At 73.4% G+C, this 17,666-nt stretch carries 20 protein-coding genes; 8 read left to right on the top strand and 12 right to left on the bottom strand.

Features of this window, described 5'->3' with window-relative positions; all coding sequences use genetic code 11:
* The first annotated feature begins 126 nt into the window (after positions 1–126).
* Positions 127–825 carry an O-methyltransferase gene (locus F1615_RS04170; protein ID WP_149547488.1) on the top strand — a complete coding sequence of 233 codons (699 nt, stop codon included), beginning with the start codon at positions 127–129 and terminating at the stop codon, positions 823–825.
* A 128-nt stretch (positions 826–953) separates the two neighbouring features.
* Here F1615_RS04170 and F1615_RS04165 read toward each other — a convergent pair whose 3' ends face one another.
* Positions 954–1,121 carry a DUF3117 domain-containing protein gene (locus F1615_RS04165; protein WP_003966491.1) on the bottom strand — a complete coding sequence of 56 codons (168 nt, stop codon included), beginning with the start codon at positions 1,119–1,121 and terminating at the stop codon, positions 954–956.
* Positions 1,122–1,500: 379 nt separating this feature from the next.
* Here F1615_RS04165 and F1615_RS04160 point away from each other — a divergent pair, with 379 nt between their 5' ends.
* Positions 1,501–2,304: an enoyl-CoA hydratase/isomerase family protein gene (locus tag F1615_RS04160; protein ID WP_149547487.1), complete on the top strand. Its 804-nt coding sequence runs from the start codon at positions 1,501–1,503 to the stop codon at positions 2,302–2,304.
* Between the two features lie 34 nt (positions 2,305–2,338).
* Here F1615_RS04160 and F1615_RS04155 read toward each other — a convergent pair whose 3' ends face one another.
* The gene (locus tag F1615_RS04155; RefSeq protein WP_149547486.1) at positions 2,339–2,926 is read right to left on the bottom strand and encodes a DNA-3-methyladenine glycosylase I; all 588 of its coding nucleotides are present in this window, start codon (positions 2,924–2,926) and stop codon (positions 2,339–2,341) included.
* Entirely contained in the window at positions 2,923–3,279 is a 357-nt protein-coding gene (locus tag F1615_RS04150; protein WP_167533670.1) for a DivIVA domain-containing protein, read from the bottom strand. Before F1615_RS04150 ends, F1615_RS04155 begins: the two co-directional genes overlap by 4 nt.
* A gap of 138 nt (positions 3,280–3,417) precedes the next feature.
* On the opposite strand from F1615_RS04150, the gene folP reads away from it, so the two are divergent.
* On the top strand, positions 3,418–4,278 hold the full coding sequence (folP, locus tag F1615_RS04145; protein ID WP_149547484.1) for a dihydropteroate synthase: 861 nt from the start codon (positions 3,418–3,420) through the stop codon (positions 4,276–4,278).
* A gap of 63 nt (positions 4,279–4,341) precedes the next feature.
* Here folP and F1615_RS04140 read toward each other — a convergent pair whose 3' ends face one another.
* Entirely contained in the window at positions 4,342–5,100 is a 759-nt protein-coding gene (locus F1615_RS04140) for a TIGR00730 family Rossman fold protein (protein WP_149547483.1), read from the bottom strand.
* Between the two features lie 119 nt (positions 5,101–5,219).
* On the bottom strand, positions 5,220–6,299 hold the full coding sequence (gene dapE / locus F1615_RS04135) for a succinyl-diaminopimelate desuccinylase (protein WP_149547482.1): 1,080 nt from the start codon (positions 6,297–6,299) through the stop codon (positions 5,220–5,222).
* 82 nt (positions 6,300–6,381) lie between these two features.
* On the opposite strand from dapE, the gene F1615_RS04130 reads away from it, so the two are divergent.
* Together F1615_RS04130 and F1615_RS04125 are read left to right on the top strand one after the other, a co-directional pair.
* Positions 6,382–7,365 (top strand): heavy metal transporter, encoded by a 984-nt coding sequence (locus tag F1615_RS04130; RefSeq protein ID WP_244328636.1) that lies wholly within the window; start codon positions 6,382–6,384, stop codon positions 7,363–7,365.
* A gap of 191 nt (positions 7,366–7,556) precedes the next feature.
* Complete coding sequence (locus F1615_RS04125; RefSeq protein WP_149547481.1) at positions 7,557–7,901, top strand: ATP-binding protein; 345 nt, start codon at positions 7,557–7,559, stop codon at positions 7,899–7,901.
* Between the two features lie 114 nt (positions 7,902–8,015).
* Here the strand turns inward: F1615_RS04125 and F1615_RS04120 are convergent, their stop codons facing one another.
* On the bottom strand, positions 8,016–9,113 hold the full coding sequence (locus F1615_RS04120; protein WP_149547480.1) for a bifunctional succinyldiaminopimelate transaminase/glutamate-prephenate aminotransferase: 1,098 nt from the start codon (positions 9,111–9,113) through the stop codon (positions 8,016–8,018).
* A 114-nt stretch (positions 9,114–9,227) separates the two neighbouring features.
* Positions 9,228–9,545, bottom strand: a complete 318-nt coding sequence (gene fdxA / locus F1615_RS04115; RefSeq protein ID WP_004926152.1) for a ferredoxin — start codon at positions 9,543–9,545, stop codon at positions 9,228–9,230.
* A gap of 140 nt (positions 9,546–9,685) precedes the next feature.
* On the opposite strand from fdxA, the gene F1615_RS04110 reads away from it, so the two are divergent.
* From F1615_RS04110 to F1615_RS04100, 3 genes are all read left to right on the top strand, one after another.
* A complete protein-coding gene (locus F1615_RS04110) occupies positions 9,686–10,711 on the top strand; it encodes a GNAT family N-acetyltransferase (RefSeq protein ID WP_149547479.1) in 1,026 nt (341 codons plus the stop codon).
* A gap of 17 nt (positions 10,712–10,728) precedes the next feature.
* A complete protein-coding gene (locus F1615_RS04105; RefSeq protein ID WP_149547478.1) occupies positions 10,729–11,595 on the top strand; it encodes a transglutaminase-like domain-containing protein in 867 nt (288 codons plus the stop codon).
* Positions 11,596–11,681: 86 nt separating this feature from the next.
* A complete protein-coding gene (locus tag F1615_RS04100; RefSeq protein ID WP_149547477.1) occupies positions 11,682–11,864 on the top strand; it encodes a hypothetical protein in 183 nt (60 codons plus the stop codon).
* Between the two features lie 91 nt (positions 11,865–11,955).
* Here F1615_RS04100 and F1615_RS04095 read toward each other — a convergent pair whose 3' ends face one another.
* From F1615_RS04095 to F1615_RS04075, 5 genes are all read right to left on the bottom strand, one after another.
* Positions 11,956–14,205, bottom strand: a complete 2,250-nt coding sequence (locus tag F1615_RS04095) for a hypothetical protein (protein ID WP_149547476.1) — start codon at positions 14,203–14,205, stop codon at positions 11,956–11,958.
* Between the two features lie 195 nt (positions 14,206–14,400).
* Complete coding sequence (locus F1615_RS04090; protein WP_149547754.1) at positions 14,401–14,790, bottom strand: DUF6113 family protein; 390 nt, start codon at positions 14,788–14,790, stop codon at positions 14,401–14,403.
* A 20-nt stretch (positions 14,791–14,810) separates the two neighbouring features.
* A complete protein-coding gene (gene mshB / locus F1615_RS04085) occupies positions 14,811–15,668 on the bottom strand; it encodes an N-acetyl-1-D-myo-inositol-2-amino-2-deoxy-alpha-D-glucopyranoside deacetylase (RefSeq protein WP_149547475.1) in 858 nt (285 codons plus the stop codon).
* Positions 15,669–15,762: 94 nt separating this feature from the next.
* Positions 15,763–17,187 carry an amidase gene (locus F1615_RS04080; RefSeq protein ID WP_149547474.1) on the bottom strand — a complete coding sequence of 475 codons (1,425 nt, stop codon included), beginning with the start codon at positions 17,185–17,187 and terminating at the stop codon, positions 15,763–15,765.
* 46 nt (positions 17,188–17,233) lie between these two features.
* The gene (locus F1615_RS04075; RefSeq protein ID WP_280118887.1) at positions 17,234–17,641 is read right to left on the bottom strand and encodes a WD40 repeat domain-containing protein; all 408 of its coding nucleotides are present in this window, start codon (positions 17,639–17,641) and stop codon (positions 17,234–17,236) included.
* Positions 17,642–17,666: the final 25 nt, after the last annotated feature.

Genomic DNA, 17,666 nt, shown 5'->3' with positions numbered 1-17,666 from the left:
ACGAGAATTTGATCTGCGCTGCCACGGCTCGTACGACTGCGTCAGCACTTGCTCGGCGTCCTCGTCCACTGCCTGCCCCCCGTCACGGCACACGCCACTTGCTCACCCCTTTAAACGACCGGTCCCATCTGCGGGTTCCCGACGCCAACGGATACAGTCACGCCCAGGCAACCACGGGGACGGGAGAGGGTCATTACCGCCAACCGGCAGACGAGCTGGGCGTTCGCCGACGCCTATGTCGCCGAGGACGAGGCGCTGCACTGGGCCCGGGACCGGGCCCGTGACGCAGGGCTGCGCTCGGTGTCGCCCGGCACGGGCGCGGCCCTGCGGTTGCTGGCCGCCAGCGTGGACGCCAAGGCGGTCGCGGAGATCGGCACCGGCTGCGGGGTCTCCGGCATCCATCTGCTGCACGGGATGCGGCCGGACGGGGTGCTCACCACGGTCGACCAGGAGCCGGAGCACCAGCAGTCCGCCCGTCAGGCGTTCCGCGACGCCGGTTTCGCGGGCAACCGGGCCCGCTTCATCCCGGGCCGCGCGCTGGACGTGCTGCCGCGCCTCGCGGACGCCGGTTACGACCTCGTCTTCTGCGACGGCGACCGGCAGGAGTATCAGGACTACCTCGCTGAATCGTTGCGCCTGCTGCGCCCCGGAGGCCTGGTCGCCTTCGAAGGGGTGTTCGCGAACGGGCGCACCGTGGACTCCGGTCCGCAGCCCTCGGAGGTGCTGCGGCTGCGGGAGCTGGTGCGGACCGTGCGCGAGAGCCAGGATCTGGTGTCGTCGCTGCTGCCGGTCGGGGACGGGCTCCTCTGCGCGGTCAAGCGGTGAAGCGGCGCTGCGGCGTGCGGTGAAGCGGCGACCGGCTGAGACCGGCTGCGCCCTCTCCCGTACGCAAACAGCCGCCCCGGCACCGCGTGCGGTGCCGGGGCGGCCGAAAGGGTATGGTCGCTTGCGCGTCAGCCGACGACCTTCTTCAGCGCGTCGCCGAGGGCGTCGGCCTCGTCCGGGGTCAGCTCGACGACGAGCCGACCGCCGCCTTCGAGCGGAACGCGCATGACGATGCCCCGCCCCTCCTTGGTCACCTCGAGCGGGCCATCACCCGTCCGCGGCTTCATGGCCGCCATGCTCGTTCCCCTTCCTGAAACCCAGCTCAACCGTCTAGCCGACGGCCCACTGAAGGGCACCTGCGGTCCTTGAAGCAGGACACACGCCACCGGCATCGAACACATTGCTTCCAGGCCATTATCCCGCATCGCAGGACCCGATGACCAACATCAGTTGGCATCGCTTGGGCAACGCGCGCGAGCAAAACCACTCAATTCGGCGATGTGGCTGCGATACTTCGCCGCCGCGCACACCTCCGTGCGCCGGAATCGGACGTGAATTGTTTGACGCAGGTCACACGCGGGCCGTGCTCCGGAGCCGGTGATCTCCGTCATGCTGTCCTGCAGACAGGTGCGTACCCGCCGGTACGCCCCGAGCCGCGACACGGAGGGATACGCCATGGCCGACACCGTGCTCTACGAGGTGAGCGACGGACTCGCGACGATCACGCTGAACCGCCCGGAGGCGATGAACGCGCTGAACGTCGCGGCGAAGGTCGCCCTCCGGGACGCGGTACGGGCCGCCGCTGACGACGACGCCGTGCGGGCCGTGCTGCTGACGGCCGCCGGTGACAGGGCGTTCTGTGTCGGGCAGGACCTCAAGGAGCACATCGGGCTGCTGGCCGCCGACCGGGAGAGCGGTTCGGGGCAGACGATGAGCACGGTGCGCGAGCACTACAACCCGATCGTGAAGGCGATCACCGGGGCCGCGAAGCCGGTGGTCGCGGCGGTGAACGGGGTCGCGGCGGGCGCCGGCTTCGGTTTCGCGCTGGCCGCGGACTACCGGATCGTCGCGGACACGGCGGCGTTCAACACCTCGTTCGCCGGGGTCGCGCTGACCGCGGACTCCGGGATCTCGTGGACACTGCCCCGGGTGATCGGCCCCGGGCGCGCCACCGACCTGCTGCTCTTCCCCCGCAGTGTCTCCGCGCAGGAGGCCTACGAGCTGGGCATCGCGAACCGGCTGGTACCGGCCTCGGAGCTGCGCGCGGAGGCGGAGAAGGTGGCCCGCGCGCTGGCCGAGGGGCCGACGGTGGCGTACGCGGCGCTGAAGGAGTCCGTGGCGTACGGGCTGAGCCACTCGCTTCAGGAGGCGCTGGACAAGGAGGACGAGCTGCAGACCCGGGCGGGCTCCTCCGAGGACCACGCGATCGCGGTGCGGGCGTTCGTGAACAAGGAGAAGCCCAGGTACCTGGGCCGCTGAGCCCCGGCCCGGACGGACGGGCGGGGCGTACGGCTCAGCCGCGCCTCGCCACGCACGTCTCCAGGTGGTCGTTCACCAGACCGCAGGCCTGCATCAGGGCGTACGCCGTGGTGGGGCCGACGAAGCGCAGGCCCCGCTTCTTCAGTCCCTTGGACAGGGCCGTCGACTCCGGGGTCACCGCGGGGACGTCGGCGAGGGTCTTCGGCGCCGGGCGGCCGGCCGGGTCGGGGGCGTGGGACCAGATCAGGGCGTCCAGGTCGCCGGGCGCCCACTCGGCCAGCACGCGCGCGTTGGCCAGCGTCGCGTCGATCTTGGCGCGGTTGCGGATGATGCCGGTGTCGGCGAGCAGGCGCTCGCGGTCGGTGTCGGTGAACTCCGCGACCGCGGCGATCTTGAAGTCGGCGAAGGCGGCACGGAAGCCGGGGCGGCGCCGCAGGATGGTGATCCAGGACAGGCCGGACTGGAACGCCTCCAGGCTGAGGCGCTCGAAGAGGGCGTCGTCGCCGTGGACCGTACGGCCCCACTCCTCGTCGTGGTAGGTCACGTACTCCGCGGTGGACAGGGCCCAGGGGCAGCGCGGGAGGCCGTCCTGACCGGCCGGGGCGTCCGCTTCGTGGCTCACGGCTGCTCGTCCTCCCGGTGCGGGGCGGGCTTGTCCATGGAGAGGTGTGCGGCGGCGGCACGGGCGCCGGCCAGAGCGGATTCCAGGTCGGCGATCCGGGCGTCACGCTCGGCGAGTTCGGCGCCGAGCCGGCCGAGGGCGTCGTCCACGTCCGCCATCCGGTAGCCGCGGGCGGTGAGCGGGAAGCGCAGGCCGTCCACGTCCGCGCGGCTGACCGGGCGGTCCGGCGGGAGGAAGTCCACCAGGCGCTCGGGGGCCGCGTCGGGCAGCGGGCCGTTGTCGCCGCCGCCCACCACGGCGAGGGTCACCGCGGCCACCACGACGGCGAGCGCGACGACCAGGAACAGGAACATAACCATCGCCGGGGCCCCCACGGTCGGTGAGTCGGAGTCGGATGTGTGGCTCCGATCGTGCCATGCGAGTCTGACAGTCGGGGCCACCGGGCGGACGCGGGCGGCCCGGGACGGACGTACGAGAAGAGGTCGCAGGGGATGCTCAGGCTGGGCCAGCGGGAATTCGCACCGCACGAGCGGGTGATCATGGCGATCGTGAACCGGACCCCGGACTCCTTCTACGACCGGGGCGCCACGTTCCGCGACGAGCCCGCGCTCACGCGCGTGGAGCAGGCCGTGGCCGAGGGTGCCGCGATCATCGACATCGGCGGGGTGAAGGCCGGACCGGGCGAGGAGGTCACGGCCGAGGAGGAGGTACGGCGGACGGTCGGCTTCGTCGCCGAGGTGCGGCGGCGCTTCCCGGACGTCGTGATCAGCGTCGACACCTGGCGGCACGAGGTCGGCGAAGCCGTGTGCGAGGCGGGCGCGGACGTGCTGAACGACGCGTGGGGCGGGGTCGACCCGCGGCTCGCGGAGGTCGCCGCGCGGTACGGCGCGGGCCTGGTGTGCACCCACGCGGGCGGCGCGCAGCCGCGGACGCGTCCGCACCGGGTGACGTACGACGACGTCGTGGCCGACATCCTGGACGTGACCGTGGGCCTGGCGGAACGGGCGGTGTCCCTGGGGGTGCCGCGGGAGTCGGTGATGATCGACCCGGGGCACGACTTCGGGAAGAACACGCGGCACAGTCTGGAGGCGACGCGGCGGCTGGGCGAGATGGTCGCCACGGGATGGCCCGTGCTGGTGTCGTTGTCGAACAAGGACTTCGTCGGGGAGACGCTGGACCGCCCGGTCAAGGAGCGGGTGGTGGGGACACTGGCGACGACCGCGGTGTCCGCGTGGCTGGGGGCGCGGGTGTACCGGGTGCACGAGGTCGCCGAGACCCGGCAGGTGCTGGACATGGTGTCGTCCATCGCCGGGGAGCGGGCGCCGGCGGTGGCCCGCAGGGGGCTGGCGTAGGGGGTGGGCGCGGGGAGGGCCGGCGTGGGGTTCTTTCGCCCCGGCCGGCCCTGCAGAAGCGCCTCAGCGGCCCGCCTCCTTGGAGACCAGGGCCACCGCCTCGTCCACGTCGTCCGTGACGTGGAACAGGAGCAGGTCCTTCTCCGCCGCCTTGCCCTGGGCGATGACCGTGTGGCGGAGCCAGTCGACCAGGCCGCCCCAGTAGTCCGTGCCGAACAGGACGATGGGGAACTGGGTGACCTTCTGGGTCTGGACGAGGGTCAGGGCCTCGAACAGTTCGTCCAGGGTGCCGAGGCCGCCCGGCAGGACGACGAAGCCCTGGGCGTACTTCACGAACATCATCTTGCGGACGAAGAAGTAGCGGAAGTTCAGGCCGATGTCGACGTAGGGGTTCAGCCCCTGCTCGAAGGGCAGCTCGATGCCCAGGCCGATCGACATGCCGTCCGCCTCGAGGGCGCCCTTGTTGGCCGCCTCCATGGCGCCGGGGCCGCCGCCGGTGATCACCGCGAAGCCCGCTTGGACCAGGCCCCGGCCGAGCCGGACCCCGGCTTCGTACTCCGGGGAGTCCACCGGTGTGCGCGCCGAGCCGAAGACGCTGATGGCGGCCGGGAGTTCGGCGAGCGCGCCGAAGCCCTCGATGAACTCCGACTGGATGCGCAGCACCCGCCAGGGGTCGGTGTGCACCCAGTCCGAGGGGGCCCGCTCGTCCAGCAGCCGCTGGTCGCTGGTGCTCGCCTGCACCTGTCCCCGCCGGCGGAGGACCGGCCCTTGACGCTTCTCCTCCGGCGGCCGCCGCTTCCCCTCGGGGTTGCCCGTAGCCATGTCCGCTCCCTCCGTGTACCAGGTCGTACCGCCTCAGCGTAGATCTACGCGGGTTACGTACGGGGGACGTCAGCATGTCCACGGGAGCGCGTTCCAAACGCCCTCGCGGTGTGGCGGTGTCAGGCCGTCAGCCAGGACCGCAGCCGCTCCTCCCCCGCGATGATCTTCGCGGTGTCCACGCGCTCGTCCCGCTTGTGCGCCAGATGGGGGTTGCCGGGGCCGTAGTTGACCGCCGGGACGCCCAGCGACGAGAAGCGGGAGACGTCCGTCCAGCCGTACTTGGGCTGCGGGGTGCCGCCCACCGCCTCGATGAAGGCCGCCGCGGCCGGGTGGGACAGGCCGGGGAGCGCGGCGCCGCTGTGGTCGTCGACGGCGAACTCCGTCACTCCGCAGTCCGCGAAGACCTCGCGGACATGGGCCAGGGCCTCCTCCTCCGTGCGGTCCGGGGCGTAGCGGAAGTTCACGGTGACGACGCACTCGTCGGGGATGACGTTGCCGGCCACTCCCCCGGAGATGCCGACCGCGTTCAGTCCTTCGCGGTATTCCAGCCCGTCGATGACCGGGTAGCGGGGCTCGTACGCGGCCAGGCGGGCGAGGATCGGGGCGGCGGCGTGGATCGCGTTGGAGCCCATCCAGCTCCGCGCGGAGTGGGCTCGCTCGCCGCTGGTCTTCAGCAGCACCCGCAGCGTGCCCTGGCAGCCGCCCTCCACCTGGCCGTCGGAGGGTTCCAGCAGCACCGCGAAGTCGCCCTCCAGCCACTCCGGGTGCGCCTCGGAGACGTGCTTGAGGCCGTTGAGGTCGGCGGCGACCTCCTCGTTGTCGTAGAAGACGAACGTGAGGTCGCGGTTCGGGGCCGGGACCGTGGCCGCGATCCGCAGCTGGACGGCCACGCCCGCCTTCATGTCGCAGGTGCCGCAGCCCCACAGCGTGCCGTCGGCGTCGAGCCGGGAGGGGACGTTGTCCGCGATCGGGACCGTGTCGATGTGACCGGCGAGGACCACCCGCTCCGCGCGCCCCAGCCGCGTACGGGCCACGACGTTGTTGCCGTACCGGTCGACCGTGAGGTGCGGCAGGGCGCGCAGCGCGGTCTCGATCGCGTCCGCGAGCGGCTTCTCGGTGCCGCTGACGGAGGGGAAGTCGACGAGCTGCGCGGTCAGGCGCGCGGCGTCCAGCGTGAGGTCAAGCGGGGTGTCGGCCATGCCGACGACCCTAACGCCCCGGCCCGGGACCACTGTCCGCACCCGGCTCACAAGGAACCGTACTCTCCAGTACCTTGTACGCGTGCCAGAGCCGTCCCTTCCTTCCCAGCGCACGCGTCGCGGCCGTCTCATCCGCTGGAGCGCGGGTCTTGTGGTGCTGTCCGCGGTCGCCGGATACGTCGTCGTGCAGTACGACACCGGGGGTACCGGTGGTCCGGGCTGCACGGTCGTGTCCGGCAAGGACGACGGCGCGGCGTACGAGTTCACGCCCGAGCAGGCGGTGAACGCGGCGACGATCACCGCCGTGGGCACGGCCCGCGACCTGCCCGAGCGGGCCGTGACGATCGCGCTGGCGACCGCGCTGCAGGAGTCGGCGCTGCGCAACATCGACTACGGCGACCGCGACTCGCTGGGACTGTTCCAGCAGCGTCCCTCGCAGGGCTGGGGCACGCCGAAGGAGATCATGGACCCGGCGTACGCGGCGGGGAAGTTCTACGAGCACCTGGAGGAGGTACCGGGCTACACCCGGCTGCCGCTCACGGTCGCCGCGCAGCGGGTGCAGCGCAGCGGCTTCCCGCAGGCGTACGCCAAGCACGAACCGGACGCCGCGCTGCTGGCCGCAGCGCTCACCGGGCGCTCGGCGGCGACGCTGACCTGCGAGGGCCGTCCCGCGGCGACCCGGGCGGCGGGTGCGGACGCGGTGCGGGCCGCGCTGGTCCGGGACTTCGGGCGGGACGCGCTGGAGCCGGCCGGCGCGGAGGTGGACGGCCCGGCGTCGTCGGAGGCCCCGGGCGTCCCGGACACCGGCGGTTCCGACGGGCGGACGGTGACGCTCCCGGTCGCCCCCGGGGCCGGGGCCGGGCGGAGTGCCGGGGTGCGGGGCTGGCAGCTGGCCCACTGGGCCGTGGCCAACGCCTCCGAGCTGCACATAAAGCGGGTTTCGTACGCGGGGCGGGAGTGGACCGCCGGGAACACCGACAGCCAGTGGCGGACGGCCGACGGCAAGGGGTCCGCGGACTCGGGTGACGGCGGCGCGGGAGCGGTCCGGATCACCACCGCTCAGTAGTACGGGGGCTCACCCGCAGGCGTTGTACGCGGCCGATAATGCGACGCATTGCCAACTCTTTACGTCGTCACGCCGCAACCTTCCCGGCGGTCGAGCGGTAGTCACTGCGTCCGAGCCCGGCGGTCGACAGCCAGTGGATCGCTCTCCGGGCGGCCGGACACCTCACCGTTCTCTGCCGTCGAAGGAGCACCATGTCCCTCCCCCTGACCCGTCGGATCGCCCGTGCCGCGCTGCTCGTCGCTGCGGGAGCGGCCGCCGGGGTCGGTGCGGCCGGCACCGCGAGCGCGGCTCCGGAGCTGCCCGCCACCCCGAACCTCGGCCTGAGCGCGCTGGACGGCGCGACCGGCGGCGCCGTGGACAACGTGGCCAAGGGTGTCAGCAAGAGCACGCCGGACGCGGGCCAGGTGGCGCCGGCCGCGGGTACGACCGTGAAGAAGGCCGTACCGGTGGTGAAGGAGCTGCCGACGGACTCGCTGGCGAAGGGCGGCGTGCCGGCGGGGAAGAACCTGCCGGTCAAGGGGCTGCCGATCGGCTGAGGCCCGGCCTGCGGCCGGCCGTACGGCGACGGGGTCCGGGGTGTTCCCCGGGCCCCGTCGTTCGCTGTGTACCGGCCTGGCCGTGGGCAGTCGTTCCGCAGCCCGTGGTGCGGGTCAGGTGGTCAGGCGGGTCACCGCGGCCCGGACCCGGTCGTCCGTTGCCGTCAGGGCCACGCGGACGAAGTGGTGGCCTGCCGGGCCGTAGAAGTCGCCGGGGGCCACCAGGATGCCCCGGTCGGCGAGGTGGGCGACCGTGGACCAGCAGGACTCGTCCCTCGTGGCCCACAGGTAGAGGCTGGCCTCGCTGTGTTCGATGCGGAAGCCGTGGGCGAGCAGCGCGTCGCGCAGGGCGGTGCGGCGGGCCGCGTACCGCTCCCGCTGGACACGGACGTGCTCGTCGTCGCCCAGGGCCGCCACCACGGCCGCCTGCGTCGGCGCGGAGGTCATCATCCCGCCGTGCTTGCGGATCTGCAGCAGCGGACCGAGGACCGCCGGGTCACCGGCCAGGAAGGCGGCGCGGTAGCCGGCGAGGTTGGACCGCTTGGAGAGGGAGTGGACCGAGACGATGCCGTCGTGGGAACCGCCGTTGACGTCGGGGTGCAGCACCGAGACCGGGTCGGCCTCCCAGCCGAGCTCGATGTAGCACTCGTCGGAGAGGACGAGGACGCCGTGCTCGCGGGCCCAGGCGACGATCCGGGTGAGTTCCTCCTTGGAGAGCACCCGGCCCGTCGGGTTGGACGGGGAGTTCAGCCAGAGCAGCTTCAGGCCCGTCGGGTCCAGCTCGGTCGGGTCGTCGTAGGCCTCGTACCCGGCGCGGGCGAGACGGGCGCCGACCTCGTACGTCGGGTAGGCCAGGCGCGGGAAGGCGACCTTGTCGCCGGGGCCGAGTCCGAGCTGGGTGGGCAGCCAGGCGACCAGTTCCTTGGAGCCGACGATCGGCAGGACGTGCCGGTGGGTGACCTCACGGGCGCCCAGCCGGCGCTCCACCCAGCGGATGATCGCGTCGCGCAGTTCCGGCGTGCCCCAGACCGTGGGATAGCCCGGCGAGTCCGCCGCGGCGATCAGGGCCTTCTGGATCGGCTCGGGCACCGGGTCGACGGGCGTGCCGACCGAGAGGTCGACGATGCCGTCGGGGTGCGCGGCGGCCGTCTTCTTGTAGGGCTCCAGCTTGTCCCAGGGGAAGGTGGGCAACCGGTCGGAGACTGCGGACACGGGAAGTGGCTCACTTTCTGGTACGGCGAACGCCTCGGACCCGCACGGCGACCGGGACGACCGGGCCGTGCGGGACCAGGGCGGCACGTCGATGCGGGGCCGCTCGCGGGACGGCTACGCCTGCGGCGGCAGCGCGGCGATGAACGGGTGGTCCCGCTCGATCAGCCCCAGCTTGCTGGCGCCGCCGGGCGAGCCGAGCTCGTCGAAGAACTCGACGTTCGCCTTGTAGTAGTCCTTCCACTCCTCGGGAGTGTCGTCCTCGTAGAAGATGGCCTCGACCGGGCAGACCGGTTCACAGGCGCCGCAGTCGACGCATTCGTCCGGGTGGATGTACAAGGACCGCTGGCCCTCGTAGATGCAGTCGACCGGGCACTCCTCGATGCACGCCTTGTCCTTCACGTCGACACAAGGCTGCGCGATGACGTAGGTCACGCTGTCGTTCCTCCTCGATTGGGCGCTGGCGGGCCTCCTCAGGCTCCGCCGCCTGGCGCGCGGGAGCGCGGCGTCGTCGATGCCCGCCCCTAGTATCTCCGTTCCTGGGCATGATCCGAACAGGAGGGGTGAACTGACCTGTGGAAATCTCTGCCGCCGGGCGCCTCGAGGTCCGTATCACCACTGCTGACGTGGGAAAACGGGTCTCGGTACGGAGCTTGATCGAACATGGTCCATCGGGTGAGAAGTTCACCGACACGGTCGGCGTTCTCACATCATGGGACAACGGTGTGCTGCGGATCACAAGGAAGAACGGGGAGAGCGTCCGCGTCGCGGAGTCCTCGCTGGTCGCGGGCAAGGTCGTCCCCTCCGCTCCGGCGCGTCGCCGGGGGCCGGCGGCCTCGTACGGGGAGCTGGCGCGGATCTCCGCGCGGGCGTGGCGGCCCGTGGAGAGCGAGCGGCTCGGCGAGTGGGAGCTGCGGGCTGCGGACGGTTTCACGCGGCGGGCCAACTCCGCGCTGCCGCTCGGTGACCCGGGCGTGCCGCTCGACGAGGCGCTGACGGCCGTACGCGGCTGGTACGCGGCCCGGGGGCTGCCCGCCTACGTCCAGACCGCGACCGGCGCCGAAGGGGCGCAGGAACCGCTGTGCGCGGAGCTGGAACGGCGCGGCTGGGTACGGGAGGTGACCGCCGAGCTGTGGGTGGGCCCGCTGGCGCCGGTCGCCGACCCGGGCGGGGAGCCGTCCGGGGTCGTGCTGTCGCGGGAGGCCGACAAGGCGTGGCTGTCCCGGTACCGGCGCAAAGGCGTGAGCGAGGCGGCCCTGAGGGTCCTGCATTCCGGGCCGTCGGTGTGGTTCGCCACGGTGCCGGGCGGCCCCGGCGCGCCGGCCGCCATAGGGCGGTGCGTCGTGGACGGGCGGTGGGCCGGCTTCGCGGCGGTCGAGGTGGATCCGGCGCGGCGGCGGCGAGGGCTGGCGACCGCCGTGATGGCCGCGCTGGCCCGGCGGGCACTGGACGAGGGAGCCTCGGCCGCCTGGCTCCAGGTGGAGGACGGCAACGCGGGCGCGCGGGCGCTGTACGACCGTATGGGCTTCGCGGCGCATCACGCGTACCACCACTACCGCGCTCCGGAATCGTCGGCCCCGGTAGGTGACGGAGCGCTGTGAGCGGGCACGAACCGGGTATGCGCTCCCCCTACCCCCCGCCGCCCGAGCGGTCCGCGGAACTGCGCCGGCGGTTCGCCGAGGAGGCCCGCTGCGAGCGGCCCGACCTGTCCACCCTGTGCCTGCTGGTGGGCGCCGAGGCGGACGGCACGCTGGACGAGGCGGGCATGGACGCCGTGCAGGTGGAGCTGGACCGGCTGGCGGGCGAGCTGCCCCACCGGCCCGGCTCGCCGCGCGCGTGGGCGCTGGCGCTGCGGGACCTGCTGGGTGAGCGGTACGGATTCCACGGCGTTCCGGACGACTACCAGCGGCTGGAGTCCTCGCTGCTGCACGAGGTGCTGCGGCGGCGGCGCGGGCTGCCGATCCTGCTGTCGGTGGTGTGGATCGAGGTGGCCCGGCGGGCGGGTGCGCCGGTGTACGGGGTGGCGCTGCCGGGGCATTTCGTCGTCGGGTTCGGGGAGCCGGGCGGGGGCGTGGGTGCGGGGCAGGTGCTGGTCGATCCGTTCGACGGGGGGCGGGTGCTGAGCGGGGCCGACGCGGAGCTGCTGGTCGCGGGGGCGACGGGGGCGTCGCTGAACGCGTCGATGCTGACGCCGGCGGGGGTGCTGGACGTCGTCCTGCGCATCCTGAACAACGTGCGGGCGTGGGCGGCGGCCCGGCCGGAGCGGTCGGATGTGGGGTTGTGGGCGGTGGAGCTGTCGCTGCTGTTCCCGTCCCATGCGGCGCGGCTGCGGTACGAGCGGGCGCGGTTGCTGGTGCAGCGGGGGGAGTTCTCGGCGGGGGCCGGGGAGTTGGAGGCGTACGCGGAGGTGGTCTCGGCGGTGGACGAGGCGGCCGGGGAGCGGGTGCGGGGGGAGGCCCTCGCCGCTCGGGCGATGCTGAACTGACCGCTGGTGGGTGCCGGACGGGGGACCGGCCCGCCCGGCGTTGCGAAGTCCCGCCCCCCGGAGGAGCCCCCAGCCGCAACCGGTCGATGACCACCGGCGTCGTCATCACCGGGCTGAACTTCTTCGTGATGCCCGGCGGGATCTTCGTGACCGTCACCGGGATCCTGTGCCTGATCGGCGCCGTGGCCGCCGTCGTCGGCATCGAGCGCCGCTCCCGGGTGGCGGCCGACGGCGCGGAGGCGGCACCGGTGGCCGTCGCCGCCGGCTGAGCGACGGGGCCCGCCGGACAGGAGAGCGGCGCCGCACGGGTCCCTCACGGACTCGTGCGGCGCCGCTCCCGTAGGGGGCCCGGTGGCCCCGTCAGCTGGGGTTCGTCTCGATCACGGCGACGCGGTCGGTCCTGCTCATCAGCGCCTGGCGGAGGGCGACGTAGACGTCCTGGGGGGTGACGGCCGTCTTCTTTCCGTTGCCCCGGGTGATGAGCACGCCGTCGAACGTCTGACCGTACAGCTCCTTCAGGGCGTTCAGGTCGGGCTTGTCGACCAGCTTGCCGCCCACGGCCGTGACGCGGAGGAACTTCCACAGCGACTTCTCGGGGCTCATCTGGATGGAGCGCGCCGGGTCGGTCTGCACGGTCACGATGCCGGACATCGCCGGCTCGGCGTACTCCTTCATCATCCGGTCGACCTCGGCCTTGGAGACCTTCGGCTGCTGGGCCGTCGTCGGGACGTTCACCGCGGCGGAGGCGCCGGTCTCCACCTGGGTGCGGTACGCCTCCGTCACCACGTCGGCCGCCTTGGACACGTCGATGCCCTGGCCCGCCTTGGGATAGACGGGGACGGCCTTGCCGGACTCGAACGCGATCGAGCCCTCGGTCACCGAGCCGGAGCCGCCGGCGGCGCTCTCCAGGGCGACCTGGAGCTTCTCCTCGTCGACGGGCATGACCGGGTCGACGACGCGCTGCTGGCCGAAGAGGGAGCCGATCACGTTGACCGGGTTGTAGTCGCTCGTGGCGGCCGCGCCGACGGTGGCGTCGGCGTCGACCTGCAGGCCGGCGTTGTCCGGCTGCAGCTCGACGGTCCTGCCGTCGACCGACAGCTTCAGCGGCTTGTCCAGCCGGTCGCCGAGGGCGGCGTCCAGCTTCTTCACGGCGTCGTCACGCGTACCGCCGCCGATGTCGACGCCGAGCACGGTGGTGCCCTTGGGCACGTCGGAGCTGTTCATCAGCAGACCGGCGCCGTAGGCGACACCGGCGAGGAAGAGGACACCGCCGCCGAGCAGGACGAGCTTGTTGCGGCCCTTCTTCTTCGGCGCCTTCGAGGAGCTCGCCGGGGGCGGCGAGACCGGCTCGGGCAGCTTGGGGGGCGTGTGCGGCACGCGCCCGCCGGGTCCGGTGCCGGGCGCGTCGAAGGCCGCGCTCGGCGGGACGACGGGGATGCCGCTGGTGACGGTGTGCCCGGAGACGTTGTCGTGGCGGGGACCGTAGCCCGGGGTGCCCGGTTCGGCGGGCTTCTGGGGGGTGAGGATCGCGGTGTCGTCGCTGAGGCCCGCGCCGGGGGCGCCCTGGGCGCCGGGCCGGTTCTGCTGCGCTCCGACGGGACCGGGACCGGGACCGCCGGAGCTGCCGGGACCGCCGCCGGGGACGGACGGACCGCCGCCGGCCGGCGGGACCATCGGGCCGTCGCCGGTGACGGGACCGCCGGTGGGGCCGGCGGGGCCCTGCGGGCCGTCCGGCCGGTCCTGGCCGCCGTACCCGGGCCGGCCGCCCTGTGCGGGTCCGCCGCCCGGACCCTGCTGCCCGAGGGGACCGCCGGGCCCGTCCTCCGTGAAGTACGGCAGGTCGTCGCGGCCGGGTTCGCCCCCGCGGTCGGCACCCGGGCGGGTGCCGCTGCCCGCGGGCCCGCCGGCCAGCGCCTCGGTCACGTCGAAGGATCCGGTGCCACCGCCGTGCCCGGGGGCCACGGGACCGCCGGTCGCACCGGTCGCGCCGGTGGGTCCGGAACCCGTCGTCCCGCCCGGGCGGGAGCCGCCGGGGGCGCCCATGGAGCCGACCACGCCACCCGGACGTGCGGCGCCGGGCCTCGCCCCACCGGGCGCACCGGCACCCTTCGGAGTCCCGGGGCCCGCCGGGGCCCCGCCGCCGGCACCGGTGCCCGAAGCGCTCGGCGCGCCTGCCCCGTTGGCGGCGGCGCCGCCCGGACCGCCCTTGCCCGCGCCGGACTTGCGCGGTGCGAACCAGTCACTGGCCGGCTTGTCCTCGGCCGCCGGGTCCGCGGACCGGTCGGGCCGGGCGGGAGGCTCGGCCGGCTCGGGGGACGGGGCCGGGGACGGAGCCGGCGCCTCCGCGTCGGTGAGACCCTTGGCCTCCGCGTCCTTGACGGGCTTGCGCACGACGACCGGCGGAATGGGCCGCGATCCGGGGATGTTGATCCGGATCCGGGTCGTCAGCGTGGTCTCGGTCTTGCGGTCCTCCGGTCGCGCGGCCGAACGGCCCGCGCCCGTACCCTCGTCCGGAATCGCCGGGATCCCGTAGGGCGGGGTGCCCGACGGGTAGGCGGCTCCGCCGTGCCCGTTGGGTCCGGAGGACGGAGTGTCAGTTTCACGACTCAAGGCAGGTTCTCCCGGTTGGCTCCGCCGCCCGTCACGACCTCACGGTGGGGGTCCCCCCTTGCTCGGGCGAAGCCGAGAGTTCGAGGGAGGCTCGGCGGCGCGCACCACCTTACTGGCCATATCCGGCCCGTATCCCAGGACCGCTGGCGAAAAGCGCACCCGACCCCCACGCCCATGACACGGCGAAGTGGTACGTCACTTGCCAAGTCGGGCGGGCTCCGCGTCCGGTTGCCGCCCGGCCCCGAGCGTGGCACAGATCACAGCGACCGCGATGCCGCCGAGCAGGAAGAGATACGACCCGGCACCCGCGGCGAACAGGAAGTCTCCCTCCGGGCGGCTGGCCGTGAGCAGGATGACGACGAGCGTCCAGCCCGCGGCGACCACCGCGCCACCGGCCCGGGCGCGCATCACCCGCGACGCCCCGAGGACCAGTCCCGCCTCTCCGGCGAGGGCCAGCAGCAGTCCCCCCGGGAACCACGCGGGCTGGACGAGCGCCCCGGCCACACCGACCACGGCACCGAGCACGAACAGCCCCAGGTAGGCCCCGGCCCGCGCGGCGGAGGGCGGACGCAGCGGCTGCGCCATCACGGGCGCGCGGCCGCCGCTCACGGCGCCTCCCCGACTCCGGCGAACAGGTCGCTCTCCCGGCTCACGGCGCGTTCCCCGCGCACCAACTCGTAGTACTCGGTGGTGAAGAGCGGCTGCGCGAGTTCGTTGGAGAGCACGAAGTACGGCTCCTCGACGGTGATCTGGGTGGCGTGCGCCCGCATGGCGGCGGCCTTGGCGGAGGCGTACGCGGTGCCGTCGATCCCGGTGGTCACCTGTTCGTCGGCGACCACGCCCGGTACGTCGTCCACCGCGCCGGCCTTGTCGAAGGGCAGCCCGGCGAGGTCGTCGTGCAGGCGGGCGAAGGACTCCTCGACGACGGACCGGGGCACGCGGTTCCAGTACACCTTGGGAACGTCCCAGCCCGCCCCGGCGGCGAGCTCGACGGCGCGCATGGCGACGCGGTGGGTCTGGATGTGGTCGGGGTGGCCGTACCCCCCGTTCTCGTCGTACGTGACGAGTACCTGCGGCCGCACCTCGAGGATCACGTCGGCCAGCAGACCGGCGGCCTGGTCGACGTCGGCCTGCCAGAAGCAGCCGGGGTCGTCGTTGTCGGGCAGGCCCATCATCCCGGAGTCGCAGTACCGCCCGGCCCCGCCGAGCAGCCGGAAGTCCGTGACCCCGAGCGCGCGCATCGCTTCCCTGAGCTCACCGAGCCGGTGCCCGCCGAGGGCGGCCCCGCTCAGATGCCGCAGCTCGGGCGGGATGACCTCGCCCCGCTCACCGAGCGTGCAGGTGACCAGCGTCACCTGTGCACCCTCGGCGGCGTACCGGGCCATGGTCGCGCCGTTGTTGATCGACTCGTCGTCCGGGTGGGCGTGCACCAGCATCAGACGCCGGGAGCGCAGTTCCGTCATGGAGTCACCTTATGAGGTCGCCGGCCGCCGCCATCACGCCTGCGGATGCCTGCCGTACGCGCTCGAGGGCCGGCCCGGAACGCCCGTCGGACCGTCAGTCGTCCTGGAGGCGCCGGAACGGCTGGTCCGCCTCCAGGGCGAACGCCAGCTCCAGCAGCGTCCGTTCCGCGCCCGGGCGGCCGGAGAACATGACGCCGATGGGGAGTCCGTCCGGGGTCGTGCTCGCTGCCGGTACCGAGATCGACGGCGTTCCGACGACGTTGTTGACCGGGGTGAACGCGACGTAGGCGAGGATCCGCTCGATCAGGGTGGTGTACGGGACGGCCGGGCTGAGGTGGCCGATCGGTGGCGTGGTGTGGGCGAGGACCGGGGAGAGGATCAGGTCCAGCCCGCGGAACCCGGCCGCGTACGCCTCCCGCGTGCGCTTGAGCCGGCGCAGGACGCCCGGTGTGTTCCTCCAGCTGCCGACGTACATCTCGCGCAGGCCCCGGCTCAACCCGTCCATGCGGCGGCGGTCGAAGTCCGTGCCGAGCGTCCTGCCGGTGACACCGATCAGGAAGGACAGCAGGCCCCAGTACGTGAGGAAGTCGTCGGTGAAGTGCGGGTCGATGGAGAGTTCCACCGGTTCCACGGTGTGGCCGAGCCGCTCCAGGCGCTGTGCCGTCTGCGTGACGGCCGCCCGGGTGTCGTCGTCGGAGCGGACGCCGTTCGGGGAGTCCACCAGGAGGCCGATGCGCAGGCGGCGGTCCGAGGGGCCCTCGACCAGGCCGACGGGCGGCAGTTTCGGGTTGCGCCAGTGCTGTTCCGCGGCGGCGAGGAACGCGGCGCTGTCCCGTACCGAGCGGCTCACCACGCCGTCGGTGACGAGGTCGATGGGGAGCTGGCGGCCCTGCGCGTTCGCCACCACCCGGCCGCGGGTCGGCTTCAGGCCGACGAGTCCGCAGCAGGCGGCCGGGATGCGGATGGAGCCGCCGCCGTCGTTGGCGTGCGCGATCGGCACCGCACCCGCGGCGACGAGGGCCGCGCTGCCGCCCGAGGAACCGCCCGCCGAGTGGCCGGTGTGCCACGGATTGCGGACGGGCTCGGCCCCCTCGTACTCCGTGGTCGGGCTGAACCCGAACTCGGGCAGCCGCGTCTTGCCGAGCACGGTGACACCGGTGCTCAGGAACTGGCGGGTGAAGGGTGCGTGCCGACGGGCGGCCCTGGGCGCGAACGCGGCGCTGCCGTGGCCGGTGGGCAGCCCCTGGTAGTCGGTGTTGTCCTTGACGAAGGTCGGCACCCCGGCGAAGGCGCCGGTCACGGGGCCGTGCGCCGGAATGTCGAGGTGGACCTGCACGGCGTTGAGCCGGGCCTCGACGGCCCTGACCCGGGCCGCCGCGTCGCGGGAGGCCTCCGCGGCGGAGATCTCGCCCCGGCGGATCGCCCGGGCGAGGCCGACCGCGTCGTGGTCGCCGAGGGCGTCGTCCCGGAAGACGTGCACCCTGGTCCGTGCCTCGCTCTGTTCCTCGGAAGTCGTCACCGTCGGCTCCGCCCTGCGCACGTGGATGGTCGCCCGCCATCATTCCTTACCCGCGGGTAACACGCGAGGGGTCGCTCACGGTCTGTTCCCAGTCGATCTCCCACACCCGCACCCGCCCGGCGGAGTCGCCGGCCACGACGTACCGGCCGTCGGGGGTCGGTACGGCCGCCGGCGGGCCGTCCCCCTTCGCCTCCGGCAGCGGGAAGCACCGGCCCGTGCCGACGTTCCACACCTCGATCCCCTCCCGGCCGTCGCACACCGCGAAGCGGCCGTCCCCGGTGAGACGGGCACCGGAGGAGGAGCAGCCGTCGAAGGTCCGCAGGCACTCACCGGTCTCGGTGTCCCACAGGCGCCGGACGCGTTCGCGGTGGTCGCCGCCCGAGAGGGCGCGGCGGCCGTCCGGGCCGAGCCACACCGACCGCACGGCGCGGGTGTGGCCGGTCATGACGCGCAGGCACCGGCCGCTGTCGAGGTCCCAC

The organism is Streptomyces marokkonensis, assembly GCF_008312835.1.
Classification (GTDB): Bacteria; Actinomycetota; Actinomycetes; order Streptomycetales; family Streptomycetaceae; genus Streptomyces; species Streptomyces marokkonensis_A.
This window is presented reverse-complemented; position numbering and strand designations above follow the sequence as displayed.